We start from the raw sequence: 15,652 nt of genomic DNA, 5'->3' as shown, positions 1-15,652 counted from the left end.
CCCCTTGGACGATGCGTCACGTTAGCAGGCGAAGGGGGAAACGGCCAACTGTTGCATAAACCCGGACATCGCCAAGGTTTCCGGAGCGCGAGCGGTCGGCCTCTCGCCGATCCGACAGCCGGGCACGGCCGGGTCCGGACAGCGGCATCCGAAGTCGCATCTGTGAAAACCGGCCCGCCGGGTCCTTCCGACGTCGCCGGACCGGAAACGAAAAGGCCCCGCATCGCTGCGGGGCCTTCCGTGTCGAACCTGGGCACCGGCCCGCGCCCCGGCAGGGAAGCGGGACCGGAGGTCGGGCCTGGATCAGAAATCCATGCCGCCCATGCCGCCCATGCCGCCGCCGTGGTCGTGGCCACCGGCCGGGGCGTCCTTCTTCGGCAGCTCGCCGACCATCGCCTCGGTGGTGATCATCAGGCCGGCGATCGACGCGGCGTTCTGCAGCGCCGTGCGGGTCACCTTGGTCGGGTCCAGGATGCCCAGGGCCACCATGTCGCCGTACTCGCCGTTGGCGGCGTTGTAGCCGTAGTTGCCCTGGCCGTCGCGGACCTTGTTCACCACCACGCTCGGCTCGTCGCCGGAGTTGGTGACGATCTCGCGCAGCGGGGCCTCCATGGCGCGCAGGGCGATGGCGATGCCGTGGTTCTGGTCCTCGTTGATGCCCTTCAGGCCCTCGATCGCCGCCTTGGCGCGGATCAGCGCGACGCCACCGCCCGGCACCACGCCTTCCTCGACCGCCGCACGGGTCGCGTGCAGGGCGTCCTCGACGCGCGCCTTCTTCTCCTTCATCTCGATCTCGGTCGAGGCACCGACCTTGATCACGGCGACGCCGCCGGCCAGCTTGGCGACGCGCTCCTGCAGCTTCTCGCGGTCGTAGTCGGAGGAGGTCTCCTCGATCTGCGCCTTGATCTGCTTGATGCGCGACTCGATGTTGCCGCTGTCGCCGGCGCCGTCGATGATCGTGGTGTTCTCCTTGGTGACCACGATCTTCTTGGCCTGGCCGAGGTCCTTCAGCGAGGCCTTCTCGAGCTGCAGGCCGACTTCCTCGGAGATCACCTGGCCGCCGGTCAGGATCGCCATGTCCTCCAGCATCGCCTTGCGGCGGTCGCCGAAGCCCGGCGCCTTGACGGCGCACACCTTGACGATGCCGCGGATGGTGTTGACCACCAGGGTGGCAAGCGCCTCGCCCTCGACTTCCTCGGCGACGATCAGCAGCGGCTTGCCGGCCTTGGCGACGCCCTCGAGCACCGGCAGCAGGTCGCGGACGTTGGCGATCTTCTTGTCGTGCAGGAGGATGTACGGGCTCTCCAGCTCGACCGACATGTTCTGCTGGTTGTTGATGAAGTACGGCGACAGGTAGCCGCGGTCGAACTGCATGCCCTCGACGACGTCCAGCTCGTTGTCCAGGCCCGAGCCTTCCTCGACGGTGATCACGCCTTCCTTGCCGACCTTCTTCATGGCGTCGGCGATGATGGTGCCGATCGACTCGTCGGAGTTGGCCGAGATGGTGCCGACCTGGGCGATCGCCTTGTCGTCGGCGGTCGGCTTGCTGATCTTCTTCAGCTCGTCGACGGCGGCGACCACGGCCTTGTCGATGCCGCGCTTGAGGTGCCTTCCAGATCATTACGTCCCTTCAACACATCAAGCGTGGGGCAGGGCGTTCCGGCGGGTGTCTGGACACACTGATCCAGTTGCTTCTCCAGGTCGACTTCCAGCCTCCGGAGATCGAAAATCCGTCTGCGGACATCGGCCAGCTTGCGCTCGGTGAGCAGCCGGGTCTGCTCACAGGAAGACGCTCCCACAACCTGCTGGAGAGCCTGAACCTCTTCAAGGCTGAAGCCCATGGCCTGGGCACGGCGAATGAACTGAAGTCGCCCGAGGTGATCAGCCCCGTAGCGGCGGACACTGCCTGAAGGGCGTTCGGGTTCAGGAAGCAGGCCGCGGCGCTGGTAATAGCGCACGGTTTCCACGTTCACGTTCGCGGCGGCTGCGAGCCGCCCGATGGTCAGCGTCGGGGTACTCATTATCTTGACTCCGTACCATGGTACGGAAGTTAGTATAGCCATCATGTCGCGTACGTCGCCGAAATCCCCGGTCACCGTCCTCGTTGGCGCAAGCCTTGCCACCCTCGGAGCTTCAGTTTGCTGTGTGGTGCCGTTGGTCCTCGTGCTGCTGGGAATCAGCGGCGCCTGGATCAGCACCCTCACGGCGCTGGATCCCTTGAGGCCCTTGTTCAGCGCGGCCGCCGTGCTGTGCTTGGCAGTGGCGTTCTGGATGCTGTATCGCCCGGCGGCCGAGTGCGGAGCGGACGGCCAATGCATCGAACCCGGCACCCTGCGACGCAGGCGGCGTTGGCTCTGGTTCGCGACGGCCATCATCGCCCTGTTGCTGCTGTTTCCCTATTACATCGTCTGGATTCTGTAGGAGGCGCAATGCGCACGTGGATACTGGCCCTCGTGGCCCTTCTTTCGGTTGGTGTCGCCTTGGCGGCGGCGCCTGAGACGGTCGTGCTCGATGCGGAAAACATGACCTGTCCTGCCTGCGGTATCACCATCAGGAAGGCTCTGGAGAAGGTGCCGGGCGTGACCGACACCAAGGTGGACACCCGGGCTGAAACCGTCACGGTGACGTTCGATTCCAGCCAGACGGATACGTCCGCGATCGCGCGAGCAGTCACCGAGGCAGGTTTCCCGGCCAAGGCACGGACCGGCGGCGGTGAGTGACGTTGAGCTCGAAAGCGTGCTGACCTGCCCGGAATGCGGCCACCGGGCGACCGAGACCATGCCGGTCACAGCGTGCCAGTTCTTCTACGAGTGCACCGGCTGTGGAGTGGTATTGCGGCCAAATCAGGGCGATTGCTGCGTGTTCTGCTCGTTCGGAACGGTGCCCTGTCCGCCGATCCAGCAGCACAAGCCATGTTGCGGCTGACCCGGGTACACGCGGCGGTTGCCGGATGACTCGACGCCACCGTCACACGCCAAGGCTTCGATCAGCCCCGCTGGGCCTGCTCGCCAGATAGGGCACCAAGGTCACTGGCGGCCCTCCGGCTTCGCACACGACGCGGAGTCGTCGCCCGTACACCGCAAGGCCCCCAGGATGGCGCACGCGCCGCGCTCGCCACCGGCGCACTGGACGATCACCCGCTCCAACTCGCCAGCCATGCGCTTCAGTGCCTCAAGCCGTTGGTGGATGTCGGTCAAGTGCACGCGCGCCAGCGCATCGACGTCGCCGCACGACAGCTGCGGATCGTCGTTCAGGCGCAGCAGGCTGCGGATCTCCTCCAGGCTGAAACCCAGCTCGCGCCCGCGGCTGACGAACCGCAACCGCTCCACGTCTGCCGGCGTGTAGGCGCGATATCCGCTCCCGGTCCGCTTCGGCGATGGGATGAGCCCCACCCGCTCGTAGTAGCGGATGGTTTCCAGGTGGCAGCCGCTGGCGGCGGCGGCTTCACTGATTTTCATGCGCATCCCGCTTGACTCTGTAGCGGCTACGGACTTTACCCTGTGTCGGTTCCCAGTGCCAGTTGGCGACCGGAGTTGGTGATGTCAGATTGCAGCAGTTGTGGAAAGGTCGTGGATGTGGCGGCGATGGAGGATTCGCAGCGGCGCACCTTGAAAGTCGTGCTGGCCATCAATCTCGCCACCTTCGTCATGATGATGGGCGCGGCCTGGTTCAGCCGTTCTTCCTCACTGCTTTCGGGTGGGCTCGACAACCTTGGTGATGCACTCACATACGCCGTGAGCCTGGCCGTCGTCGGCTCGTCCCTGCAGACCAAGGCCAAAGTCGCCTTCCTCAAAGGGCTGCTGATCCTGGGCGCAGCAGTTGCGGTCGCGGTCCAGATCGCATGGCGGCTCAAGAATCCCGGCGTGCCTGTATTCGAGGCGATGGGGCTGGCGGGGGTGTTGAACCTGGCCGCCAACGCATTCTGCCTCTGGCTGCTGACTCCGCATCGAAACGGCGACATCAATCTGTCCTCCGCCTGGGAGTGCTCGCGGAACGACATCTATGAGGGCTTCGCGGTCTTGTTGGCGGCCTTTGCGGTGTGGGTGTTCGGAGCGGGCTGGCCGGACCTGGTCATTGCCTCCGCCCTGCTGCTGCTGTTCCTGCGATCCGCCAGCCGAGTGATGCGCGGTACGTGGCAGGAACTTCGGGGCACCGCCATGGTGCGTAGCTCCTGCGAGTCTCGCTAGACCTTGGAATCCCAAGTCTGCCGTCCGCTGAGGTCTTTGGCCGGCGTTGCTGTTGTATCCGGATACGCGTGATTGATACTATTCGACAGATGCATCGCGCCCTTGCCAGACTGAGAAGCACCGTTGCTGCACTGCTGGTCGCAGTGATGGTGATCGTGCCTGTCGCCGATGCATTCTTGTGCTCGTTTGAATCCGACGCGCAACACGCAACAAACGATCACACGGGATCATCGCTGCAAGACGAAGCCGGCAAGGGCGATGTTCCGGACGGCTCGCATGGCGCGTGTGCCCATAACCATTGCCAGCATGCGGCAGCCAATCTCTTTTTCAGCGCGGGCGTGTTGTACCTCGGTGTGCATGTCGAGCAGCCTGCACTGCAGGATCCCGGTCGCGCGTTCGGACTGTCCGAAAGACCCATGAGACCTCCGCAGAGCTGACGTGCCGTGCCCGTCATGACGGGCTCCCACGTCAACTTTTGCTTCTGGAGTTCCCATGTTCACGCACCTTGTCCGGCCGCTCATGGCGGTCGGGTTCGCGGTGGCTGCCTTGGCATTCGCGTTGCCATCAGTGGCGATCGAACCCGTCGTCGACATTGCCCCGCCCTATGAAGATCTGATCGCTCGACTCGACGCACTGCCGTCGTCGCTCGAGGCCGTTGCCCGTTACGACGCGGCGCTCGCGCGCGCCGAGCAGGCGCGGGCCTTGCCCAACCCCTCGATCGCGTACGACCGGGAGAACGTTTACGGCACCGGCCCGTACAACGGCGTCGGCAACGCCGAAACGACCCTGACGATCAACCAACCCCTGGAACTGTTCGGCCAGCGCAGCGCCCGGATCCAGGCGGCACGCTCTGACGCCAACACGGCAGGCCTGCGCCGCGAACAGGCTCGCTGGCAGGTCGCGGCCCAGTTGGCGCTGGCTTACGCTGAGGCCGAAGCCGCGGCACGGCGCCATGATCTCGCGGCCGAGGCCCTTTCGCTGACCGAGCAGGATGCGCGCGGAGTCGCCGCGATGGTCGAGCAAGGGCGCGAAGCCACCCTGCGGGGCATCCAGGCCCGGAGCGAGGTCGAATCCGCGAGGGCCACGGTGGATGAAGCCCGCGCGCTTCGCGACGGCGCGTTCGCACGGTTGTCGGCGATCGCCATGCTCGACCGGCCGGTCCAGGCCATCGGCGCGAGCCTGCTCGACCGTGCGCCGGGCCAGCCTGGAGCCGGGGATGACGACCCGCTGGCGGTGCAGGTCGCCGAGGCCGAGCTCGACACCGCCAGCCGGCTGGTCACGGTCGAACAGCGCCGCGCACGCCCGGATGTCACAGCCGTCGTGGGCATGCGCCGGTACCGGGAAACCGACGATGAGGCGTTCACGCTCGGCATCGAACTGACCGTCCCGCTGTTCGATCGCAACCGGGGCGGTATCCGCGCCGCCTACGCCGAGCAGCGGGCCGCCGAAGCCCGGCTGATCGCACAGAAGCAGGCGGTGCAGGCGGAACGATTCGCCGCCACGGCCGCGCTTGCCGCCTCCAATGCCCGCGCGCGTGCCGCCGACAGTGGCGTCGCAGCCGCCGAGGAGGCTTACCGCCTGTCCCGCATCGGCTTCGAGGCTGGCCGCATCTCGCAACTTGAACTTCGCAGCACACGCTCGGCGCTGATCGCTTCGCGCAACGCCGCCGTGGATGCGCGGATCGCGCGCGTCCTTGCCGAAATCGATCTGGCGCGCCTGGAAGGCCGCGCCCCGTTTGGAGAATCCCGATGAAAACCGATTCCAGGCGACTGGTGATGTTCACCGCGGCGCTGCTGATCGCCGTCATCGGAGGCTATGGCCTTGCCAAGCTCACCGGCGGGCAGGACGCCGGCCCCACCCCGGCGAGTCGCGCCGACGATGATGGCCATGACGAGAAGGGCGAGCATGACGACCACGGCGAGGAAGAGGCCGTTGGCGAGGCCGAGGGCGAGGAAGGCCTGGTCGTCCTGACGCAGCCGCAGATCGAAGCGTCGGGCATCCAGGTCGTTGCCGTGGGCCGGGGCGGCGGAAGTGAGACGCGCCTGAGCGGTCGCGTCGAGTCGGCGATCGGCGCACGCGCCGCAGTCGCCGCCTCGGTCGGCGGCCGCGTCGAGCGCGTCATCGTCGCGCCCGGAACTTCGGTCAGCGCCGGCCAGCCGCTCGCGGTGATCGTCAGCGGCGAAGCGGCGACGATGCGGGCGAACGCGGATGCCGCGCGCGCCGAGGCGGAAGCGGCGCGGCTGGTCTATCAACGTGACCAGGCGCTGGTGACCCAGGGCGTCGTCGCCCGGCAGGAACTCGAGGCGTCCCGCGCCCGCTCGCTGGCGGCCGATGCGGCGTCCCGGGCCGCAGCAGCGGAGGTCGCTGCGGCCGGCTCGCCGAACGCGGGCGGACGCGTGACCATCACCAGCCCGGTGTCCGGCGTCGTCGGCGCGGTCCAGGTGACGCCCGGCGGCTTCGTCGCCGCGGGCGACGTCGTGGCCAATGTGGCGGATCCCTCTCAGACCGAACTCGTCTTTTCCGCTCCGCCCGCGCTCGCCGCGCAGATCGCGCCCGGTGCGCGCGTCGAAGTCACTGGCACGAATGGAAGCTTCAGTGCACTCGTGATCGGGGTGGCCGCCGATGTGCGTGAACAAGGGGGCATGGCCATCATCCGCGCGCGCGCCGAGTCCGGCCCGCTGCCGCCGGCGGGCTCGCCCGTCTCCGGCATCGTCGTGGCCGCGGCAAACGGCGAGGCCCTGACTGTGCCTGCCGACGCCGTGCAGACGGTGGAGGGCCGATCGGTCGTGTTCGTGGCCGGCGACGACGGCTTCCGCGCGACCCCGGTGCTGGCCGGCCGACGCGCGGGCGGACGCATCGAGATCCTCAACGGGCTTGCCGGCGATGAGCGCGTCGCTGGCAGCAACGCGTTCCTGCTGAAGGCCGAACTCGCCAAGGGCGAGGCCGGGGACGACGACTAAGGACCCGACATGTTCAAGATCATCATCGAAACAGCGGTCCGCTACCGGTGGGCCGTGGTCTTCGCCGCGGCGCTCGTAGCCGTCTACGGCCTGTTCCAGCTTGGCAAGCTGCCGATGGACGCAGTGCCCGACATCACCAACCGGCAGGTGCAGATCAACACCATCGCGCCCGCGCTTCCCCCGGGCCAGATCGAGCGCCAGGTCACCTATCCGATCGAAACCGCGCTTGCGGGCATCCCGGGACTGACCAGCACGCGCTCGCTCTCTCGTAATGGGTTCTCGCAGATCACGGCGATCTTCACCGACCAGACCGATGTCTACTTCGCGCGCCAGCAGGTGGCCGAGCGCATGCGCGAGGTACAGGAGGACCTGCCCGAGGGCGTGACGCCGATGATGTCGCCGGTGACCACGGGCCTCGGCGAGGTGCTGATGTGGACCGTGGACTATGTACCGTTCGACCCGAAGACCGTCGGCAAACCGAATAACCCCGGCTGGCAGGCCGATGAGGTTTACCTGACCCCGGAGGGCGAGCGGCTGGCGACGGCGCAAGAGCGCGCCACCTACCTGCGCACGGTGCAGGACTGGATCATCGCACCGCAGATGCGTTCGACGCCGGGCCTGGCCGGGGTCGATACGATCGGCGGCTACGTCAAGGAGTACGCCGTCCGCCCGAACACCGCGCAGCTGGCCGCCAATGGCCTCGGCCTGGGCGACCTGGTGGAAGCGCTGGAACGTTCCAACGTCCAAGCCGGCGCTGGCTATGTCCAGCGTGCCGGTGAAGGGCTGGTCGTGCGTGCCGATGCCCTGGCGCAGACCGTCGACGACGTCGCGCAGACTCCGGTCGCCAATCGTGACGGCGTGGTGATCCGGGTCGGGGACGTGGCGAGTGTCGGCATTGGGCAGGCGCCGAGGCTGGGCGCCGCGAGCCGGGACGGCCATGAAGCTGTGCTCGGCACGGCGCTGATGATCGCCGGTGGCAACAGCCGCACCGTGGCGCAGGCGGCGGCAGAGCGACTGGCGGAGGTCAACCGCTCCCTGCCTGCCGGCATCGTGGCCGAACCGGTGCTCGACCGCAGCGTGCTGGTCAATTCCACTATCAAGACGGTCGCCAGAAACCTGACCGAAGGCGCATTGCTCGTGATCGTGGTGCTGTTCCTGCTGCTGGGCAACATGCGCGCGGCGGCGATCACCGCATTGGTGATCCCGCTCTCGTTCCTGTTCGCGGTGATCGGCATGAACCGCTTCGGGATCAGCGGCAACCTGATGAGCCTGGGCGCGCTCGACTTCGGCATCCTGGTCGACGGGGCGGTGATCGTGATCGAGGCCACCTTGCTGATGCTCGGCCAGAAGCAGGCGGAGCTGGGGCGCAGGCTCTCGGCGGGCGAGCGGCTGGGCGTGGCGATCCAGGCAGCACGGAAGATGGTGCGGCCGGCGGCGTTCGGCCAGTTGATCATCCTGCTGGTGTTCGCACCGATCCTCACGCTCGAAGGGGTCGAGGGCAAGACGTTCCAGCCGATGGCGGCCACGTTCATGCTCGCGCTGATCGGCGCTTTCATCCTGTCCTTCACCCTCGTGCCGGCGATGGCGGCGCTGTTCGTGCGCGACCCGAAGATGAAGTCCGATGCGACACCCGAGCAAGGACACGAGGCCGCGCACCATGGCGAGCATGAAACGCGGATTATCCGCTACGTGCGTGGCAAGGCTGAACCCGTCATACGCGCCGCGGTGATGCGGCCGCGCACCGTCCTGATCGGCGCGGTCACCATGCTCGCCATCGGCTTCGCCACGTTTCTTTCGCTGGGCCGGGAGTTACAGCCGACGCTGGATGAAGGCAACCTGGCGATGCAGGCGGTGCGGGTGCCTTCCACCTCGCTGGAGCAGTCGCTGGCGATGCAACTGGCCCTGGAGACGGTCATCGCAAGCGCACCCGAGGTCAAGACGATCTTCTCGCGGACAGGCACCGCGGAGGCGGCAATCGACCCGATGCCGGCCAGTGTCACCGACAGCGTGATCATGCTCAAGCCGAAAGCCGAATGGCCGGACAGCGCCCTGGACAAGGAGGCCTTGATCGGTCGGATCGAGTCCAGCATCGAAAACCAGATCGGCAATGCGTTCGAGTTCAGCCAGCCGATCGAAATGCGTTTCAACGAACTGATCTCCGGTGTGCGCACCGACCTGGCCGTGAGGGTGTTCGGCGACGACTTCGATGTCCTGCAGCCGGTCGCCGAGCAGATCGCGGTCAAGTTGCGCGGGATCGAAGGCGCGGCCGACGTGCGCGTGGAGCAGGTATCAGGCCTGCCCACGCTCACCGTGCGGATCGATCATGCTGCCGCGGCGCAGTACGGCCTGAGCGCGGCCGACGTCAGCCAGGCGCTGGCGACCGGCGTCGGCGGCACCGCGGCCGGCCAGATCTTCGAGGGCGATCGCCGCTTCGACGTGGTGGTGCGCCTCGACGAGGACGCCCGCAACGATCCGGCGCAGCTTGCTGCCCTGCCTGTGGTCGCACCCGACGGCACCGTGGTGCCGCTGTCTTCGGTGGCGCGCATCGCGGTCAGCGAAGGTCTCAACCAGATCAGCCGGAACGACGGCAGCCGCCGCATCGTGGTCCAGGCCAACGTCCGCGGCCGCGATCTGGGCGGCTTCGTCGGCGAGGCACAGGCCGCCGTGGCCGATCTTTCCCTGCCCAGCGGCGTCTACCTGGACTGGGGCGGGCAGTTCGAGAACCTGCAGCGTGCCGAAGCACGCCTGGCGCTGGTGATCCCGTTCGTGTTCCTGATGATCGGCAGCCTGCTGTACATGGCGCTCGGAACGATCCGCGAAGCAGCCCTGGTGTTCGTCTGCGTGCCATTGGCGCTGGTCGGCGGTGTCTTGTCGCTGCTGGTGCGCGGCATGCCGTTCTCGGTGTCGGCGGCGGTGGGCTTCATCGCCGTTTCCGGCGTGGCGACACTCAACGGTCTTGTGCTGATGCAGGCGATCCGCGAACGACTCACGGCCGGCGACTCGCCACGGGAAGCCGCCGCCAACGGTGCGGGAGGCCGCCTGCGCGCGGTGCTGACCACGGCGCTGGTGGCGATCGTCGGATTCATCCCGATGGCGATCGCGACCGGCGCGGGTGCGGAAGTGCAGAAGCCGCTCGCCACGGTGGTCATTGGCGGGTTGATTTCAGCTACCGTGCTGACCTTGCTGGTACTGCCCACTTTCGCGGCGCAGGCCATGGCACACAGACCGAAGGGGCAAGCGACATGATGCAGGATCTGGCTCGTCAGAAGAATGTGCTGCGGCAGGTGCTGCTGTGGAACCTCGCGCTGTTCGCAGGCCTGGGCGTGGCCGGCTGGGTGGCCGATTCCAGCGCCCTGCTCGCAAATGCCCTCGACAACGGTTCGGATGCGGCCGTGTACCTGCTGAGCTACCTCGCCATCGACCGTCACTCCACGTGGAAGCGAGGAGCGGCGACCGTGTCGGGGATCCTGCTGTTGATGTTCGCCGTTGCGGTGCTGGCGGACGTCGTCCGGCGATGGATGTACGGGGCAGAGCCGGTCGGCCCGGTCATGATCGGGCTCGCGCTGGTCGCCGCTTCGATCAATCTGTGGTGTCTCGTATTGCTGCGCCGTGTCCGTTCCGACGACGTGAACATGAAGGCGGCGGAGACCTTCAGCGTCAACGACTTCGTTTCCAATGGCGGCGTGATCGTGGCCGGAGCGCTCGTGCTCTGGCTCGGTTCGTCCTGGCCGGACCTGGTGGCCGGTGCATTGATTGCCGCAGTCGCGTTCAAGGGCGGCATCGAGATCCTGCAGAGCGTGCGCGAGGACAAGCGATCCGATGGATAGGTTCTGGCTGCGCCGGGGTTTTCGGCCGAGGGGCTCATGCACAAGGTGCTCGCGCAAGTGACTCGCATGCCTTCGAATCGAGGGATGACGGCCATGACCGAGAAACTGCGCATCGATCTGCAAATCCTGCTGCCGCAGGTGCCGGACGAGGCCGACGCCTGCGTCAGGCGGTTGATCGACGATCTGGACGGTCGCAACGGCATCGAACAGGTGCATCTCCGCCCGGGCTCGGACAGCGTGCCAGCGGAATTGTGTGTCCATTACAACCCGGACGTCGTGCCGCTCGCCCGCATCCGCGAGGTGGTTGAAAGCGCGGGCGCGGCGATCAGCGAGCGCTATGGTCATGCGCTGTGGGAGGTGGAGGGGATCGGCCACCCGCGCCGTGCGCGAACCGTCGCCGAGCGGCTCAAGTCGCTTGCAGGCGTGCTGGAGGCCGAGGCGAGCGCGGCGGGCATGGTCCATGTCGAGTACGACCGCCTCGAGGTGTCGGAGGATCGCATCCTGGCGGACCTGGCCGGGATGCGGGTCGTTCCGGCCAAGCCCCTGGATGACGACCATGCGCATGGCAAGGGCGGGGCGGCGCACGCGCACGGCGGGCTGCTGGGTCCGAACACCGAATTGATCTTCTCGCTGGCCTGCGGTGCCTTGCTCCTCGCCGGCTTCCTGGTGGACACGCTCAGCGCCGGTGCGCCCGCCTGGGTGCCGTTGGCCTGTTACGTCGCGGCGTATTTTTTCGGCGGCTTCTACACGCTGCGCGAGGCGATCGACAACCTGCGCCTGAAGCGCTTCGAGATCGACACCTTGATGCTGGTGGCGGCGGCGGGCGCCGCGGCGCTCGGCTCGTGGGCCGAGGGCGCGCTGCTGCTGTTCCTGTTCAGCCTCGGCCACGCACTCGAGCACTATGCGATGGGGCGGGCGAAGCGCGCCATTGAGGCCTTGGCCGAGCTTGCGCCCGACACGGCAACGGTGCGGCGCGACGGCCGGGTGCAGGAGATCGCGGTCGAGGAGCTGGTTGTCGGCGACGTGGTGCTGGTCAAACCGAACGAGCGCCTGCCCGCCGACGGCTTCCTCGTGCTCGGCAGCTCCAGCGTGAACCAGGCGCCGGTGACCGGCGAGAGCATCCCGGTCGACAAACGGCCCGTGGACGATCCCGCGATGGCGCGCATGCGGCCCGATGGTGTCGATGCCGCCTCGCGCGTGTTCGCCGGCACCATCAACGGCAGCGGTGCCATCGAGGTCGAGGTCACGCGCAAGTCCAGAGATTCGGCCCTGGCGCGCGTGGTCCAGCTGGTCAGCGAAGCCGAGACGCGCAAGTCGCCGACCCAGCGCTTCACCGACCGTTTTGAACGCATCTTTGTGCCCGCAGTGCTGGCGCTGGCTGTCCTGCTGCTGTTCGCCTGGGTGGTGATCGACGAGCCCTTCCGCGACAGCTTCTACCGCGCCATGGCAGTGCTGGTGGCCGCAAGTCCCTGCGCGCTGGCCATCGCCACGCCCAGCGCGGTCCTGTCGGGCATCGCCCGTGCGGCCCGTGGCGGCGTGCTGATCAAGGGCGGCGCGCCGCTGGAGGAACTAGGCGCGCTCAACGCGATGGCCTTCGACAAAACCGGCACCCTGACCGAGGGCCGTCCACGCATCACCGACGTCATCGCCGTCGATGGGGTGACCGAAGAGGAACTGCTCACTGTTGCGGTCGCGGTCGAGTCGCTCAGTGATCATCCGCTGGCCTCGGCCATCGCCCGGGATGGCCGCGAGCGGCTGGGTGGGCGCGAGATCCCCGCCGCCAACGACCTGGAGAACCTGATCGGCCGCGGCGTCACCGCCACGCTCGGCGACGAGACGGTGTGGATCGGCAAGGCCGGGATGTTCGGCGTATAGGAAGTTCAAACGCCCTTTTCGGGCAGTCTGCTGGGTAGGCGGCGGTCGCGCAAGCCCCGTTTTGGGCACGGATCGGACGTCTGTGAGTGGGATTTCGGCATCGCGGGGCCACGCAGCGGCGTTGTCAGCAGCCATGCTTCGCTGATTCCCGACAGCGGGCCGAGCGCCGCCCTGCGGATCGTGGCCGCATCGGCTCGGATTCCGGTTTCGCCGTCGGCTGTGCAGCCGGCAGATCGTCACGCGGCTTGCACTGGCGGTGCGCGCGCTGCGGGCCTGTAGTGCGCTTCTTCCCGCGCGCCCTGCTTCACGAAGTGGCCAAGGATGGCGCGGATGGCGGCAGGTTCCTCGATGCTGGCGACGATCCGCACGGTGCCACCGCAGTGGACGCAGGCGGTGACGTCGATGGAAAAGACCCGCTTGAGGCGTTGCGCCCAGCTCATCGAACGGCGCTTCTCCTCGGGGCTGCGCGGCGCGTCGTTCGCGCTTGCGTCCGCCGGCTCCACAGCGGCGTCATGCCGCCTGCCGCGCCCCGATGGCGTCAACTGTGCGCGCAGGGCGGCGTTCGGGGCAAACACCCCGTGGAAGCGGGTCAGGTGGGCGCGCGGTGGCGGGACCAGCGCCGCCAGCTTGGCGATGAAATCCACCGGATCCCATTCCACATGCGTGGTGCCATTGCGCCACGGGGTCTTGAGCTGGTAACGCACCCTGCCCTGGAGCGCTATCGACAGCCGCTTCTCGCTGATCGCCGGGCGCGTGATGTAGCGGCACAGCTTTTCCAGCTTGTGGCTTTCGTGTGCTTCGGCCGCCACGCCGGCATGCAGTGAGAAGCCGCCGACCTTGCCGGCTTCGCCCTCCAGCGAACCGGCGTCACCGGGCAGCGTTTGCAGCGTGACGACCTTGCAGCCAGCGTCGCGGCCGGTGGCGATGCGGTAGGTGATCGAACTCATCCGCAGCCCATCCATGCTGTCGTCGCCTGCAGCGCTGTCTGCCAGGAAGGCCGATTCGCCCTCCCCTTCGAGCCAGCCTTTGCGCGTCAGGTGCCGACACACCCGGTGCGCGATGGTAGCTGCCAGCTGGGTCAACTGCGCGGTGGTGGGCGCACGGGCGCGGTGCAGGCGCAGTTCGCGCCGCGGCAGCTCGGTGGCTTCCACGTACACGCCGTCGAGCCACAGCATGTGGAAGTGGATGTTCAGGTTCAGCGCGCTGCCGAAACGCTGGATCAGCGTCACCGCGCCGCACTGGGCGCTGGCGCGGTCGATGCCGGCTTGATCGGCCAACCAGCCGGCGATCACGCGCTGCACGATGCCCAGCACCGGGCCAATGGCTTCTGGCTTGCTGGCGAACAGGAAACGCAAGGGGTACGGAAAGCTCAGCACCCATTGCCGCACAGGCCGCGGGCCGAACACCTCCTCGACCAGGTGCCGCGCACTCTCAGCCATGCGTCGCGCGCCGCAACTCGGGCAGAACCCGCGCTTCTTGCAGGAGAAGGCCACCAGCCTCTCTGCACGGCAGTGCTCGCACACCACCCGCAGGAAGCCGTGCTGGAGCACGCCGCAACGCAGGTAGGCATCGAACGCCTCGCGGACATACCCGGGCAGCGAGCGGCCCTCCGCTTCGATCCGTGCAATGAAGTCCGGGTAGTGCGCCTCTACCAACGCGTACAGCAGCGTGCGCTCGGGCGCGTGGCGCGCGTACCGCGAACCGGTGTGGGCGGACGGCAGTGGCGCGCATCCCGCGGCTTGCCGCCGGGATGTGGCGAGGCGCGGCACGCAGCGCTCCGGTGCGGGGACGGCTGCTCAGTGTTGCGCCTGTGTTCGCACGTTCGTATCGGTGCGTTCTGATCTTCGCGTCAGACATTGCCGCGGCGCGGGCACAACAAAAAGCCCGGCATCGCTGCCGGGCTCCGGCCCCGTCCTTGGGGCCTTGATGTCGGGTCGTTGCCGGGATCGGACCGCGCTGGCGCGGTCCGGTTCCCTGACGACCGGGCCAACCGGATCAGAAATCCATGCCACCCATGCCGCCCATGCCACCGCCGTGACCGGCAGCCGCGGGCTCTTCCTTCTTCGGAGCCTCGGCCACCATGGCTTCGGTGGTGATCATCAGGCCGGCGATGGAGGCCGCATTCTGCAGCGCGGTGCGGGTGACCTTGGTCGGATCCAGGATGCCGAAGGCCACCATGTCGCCGAACTGGCCGTTGGCGGCGTTGTAGCCGAAGTTGCCGGTGCCGGCCTTGACCTGGTTGACGATGACCGAAGGCTCTTCGCCAGCGTTGGCCACGATTTCGCGCAGCGGCGCTTCCATCGCGCGCAGGGCGATCTGGATGCCGTGGTTCTGGTCTTCGTTGGCGCCCTTGAGCTGCTCAACCGCAGCCTTGGCGCGGATCAGCGCAACGCCGCCGCCCGGCACAACACCTTCTTCCACCGCCGCACGGGTCGCGTGCAGGGCGTCTTCGACGCGCGCCTTCTTTTCCTTCATCTCCACTTCCGTCGCCGCACCGACCTTGATCACGGCCACGCCGCCGGCCAGCTTGGCCACGCGCTCCTGGAGCTTCTCGCGGTCGTAGTCGGAGGAGGTTTCCTCGATCTGCGCCTTGATCTGCTTGATGCGGGCCTGGATGCGCTCGGCATCGCCGGCGCCGTCGATGATGGTGCTGTTTTCCTTGGTGACGACGATGCGCTTGGCGCGGCCCAGATCGGCGATCGTGGCCTTTTCGAGCTGCAGGCCGACTTCCTCGGACACCACGGTGCCATTGGTCAGCACGGCGATGTCTTCCAGGATGGCCTTGCGGCGGTCACCGAAGCCC

General features: G+C 67.5%; 13 protein-coding genes and 1 pseudogene. 9 read left to right on the top strand and 5 right to left on the bottom strand.

What is annotated here, in order from left to right; genetic code table 11:
- Positions 1–303: 303 nt before the first annotated feature.
- Positions 304–1,605, bottom strand: a pseudogene (gene groL / locus KF823_05270) (chaperonin GroEL).
- A complete protein-coding gene (locus KF823_05265; protein ID MBX3725308.1) occupies positions 1,557–2,021 on the bottom strand; it encodes a MerR family transcriptional regulator in 465 nt (154 codons plus the stop codon). The pseudogene groL and the gene KF823_05265 overlap by 49 nt, the downstream one beginning before the upstream one ends.
- A 43-nt stretch (positions 2,022–2,064) precedes the next feature.
- Between KF823_05265 and KF823_05260 the strand changes: the two genes are divergently transcribed.
- Together KF823_05260 and KF823_05255 are read left to right on the top strand one after the other, a co-directional pair.
- Positions 2,065–2,421, top strand: a complete 357-nt coding sequence (locus tag KF823_05260) for a mercury transporter MerT (GenBank protein MBX3725307.1) — start codon at positions 2,065–2,067, stop codon at positions 2,419–2,421.
- 8 nt (positions 2,422–2,429) lie between these two features.
- Complete coding sequence (locus KF823_05255) at positions 2,430–2,720, top strand: heavy-metal-associated domain-containing protein (GenBank protein ID MBX3725306.1); 291 nt, start codon at positions 2,430–2,432, stop codon at positions 2,718–2,720.
- Between the two features lie 306 nt (positions 2,721–3,026).
- Here KF823_05255 and KF823_05250 read toward each other — a convergent pair whose 3' ends face one another.
- On the bottom strand, positions 3,027–3,458 hold the full coding sequence (locus KF823_05250; GenBank protein ID MBX3725305.1) for a helix-turn-helix domain-containing protein: 432 nt from the start codon (positions 3,456–3,458) through the stop codon (positions 3,027–3,029).
- Positions 3,459–3,539: 81 nt separating this feature from the next.
- Between KF823_05250 and KF823_05245 the strand changes: the two genes are divergently transcribed.
- The 7 genes from KF823_05245 to KF823_05215 all read left to right on the top strand — a co-directional run bounded on the left by KF823_05245 (position 3,540) and on the right by KF823_05215 (position 12,849).
- Positions 3,540–4,187, top strand: coding sequence for a cation transporter (locus KF823_05245; protein MBX3725304.1), 648 nt, complete (start codon positions 3,540–3,542; stop codon positions 4,185–4,187).
- Between the two features lie 89 nt (positions 4,188–4,276).
- Positions 4,277–4,624 carry a hypothetical protein gene (locus KF823_05240; protein MBX3725303.1) on the top strand — a complete coding sequence of 116 codons (348 nt, stop codon included), beginning with the start codon at positions 4,277–4,279 and terminating at the stop codon, positions 4,622–4,624.
- An 82-nt stretch (positions 4,625–4,706) separates the two neighbouring features.
- A complete protein-coding gene (locus tag KF823_05235; protein ID MBX3725302.1) occupies positions 4,707–5,939 on the top strand; it encodes a TolC family protein in 1,233 nt (410 codons plus the stop codon).
- A gap of 23 nt (positions 5,940–5,962) precedes the next feature.
- Complete coding sequence (locus KF823_05230; protein ID MBX3725301.1) at positions 5,963–7,147, top strand: efflux RND transporter periplasmic adaptor subunit; 1,185 nt, start codon at positions 5,963–5,965, stop codon at positions 7,145–7,147.
- A 9-nt stretch (positions 7,148–7,156) separates the two neighbouring features.
- Positions 7,157–10,393, top strand: a complete 3,237-nt coding sequence (locus KF823_05225) for a CusA/CzcA family heavy metal efflux RND transporter (GenBank protein MBX3725300.1) — start codon at positions 7,157–7,159, stop codon at positions 10,391–10,393.
- Positions 10,390–10,974, top strand: coding sequence for a cation transporter (locus tag KF823_05220; GenBank protein ID MBX3725299.1), 585 nt, complete (start codon positions 10,390–10,392; stop codon positions 10,972–10,974). Before KF823_05225 ends, KF823_05220 begins: the two co-directional genes overlap by 4 nt.
- A 93-nt stretch (positions 10,975–11,067) precedes the next feature.
- Positions 11,068–12,849 (top strand): heavy metal translocating P-type ATPase, encoded by a 1,782-nt coding sequence (locus tag KF823_05215; protein MBX3725298.1) that lies wholly within the window; start codon positions 11,068–11,070, stop codon positions 12,847–12,849.
- 236 nt (positions 12,850–13,085) lie between these two features.
- Here the strand turns inward: KF823_05215 and KF823_05210 are convergent, their stop codons facing one another.
- Entirely contained in the window at positions 13,086–14,618 is a 1,533-nt protein-coding gene (locus KF823_05210) for a transposase (GenBank protein MBX3725297.1), read from the bottom strand.
- 226 nt (positions 14,619–14,844) lie between these two features.
- Positions 14,845–15,652, bottom strand: an 808-nt coding sequence (gene groEL / locus KF823_05205) for a chaperonin GroEL (GenBank protein ID MBX3725296.1), incomplete at its 5' end; no start/stop codon positions are given.

The sequence above is a fragment of the Lysobacterales bacterium genome (assembly GCA_019634735.1).
In the GTDB taxonomy this organism is placed as follows: domain Bacteria; phylum Pseudomonadota; class Gammaproteobacteria; order Xanthomonadales; family UBA2363; genus Pseudofulvimonas.
This window is presented reverse-complemented; position numbering and strand designations above follow the sequence as displayed.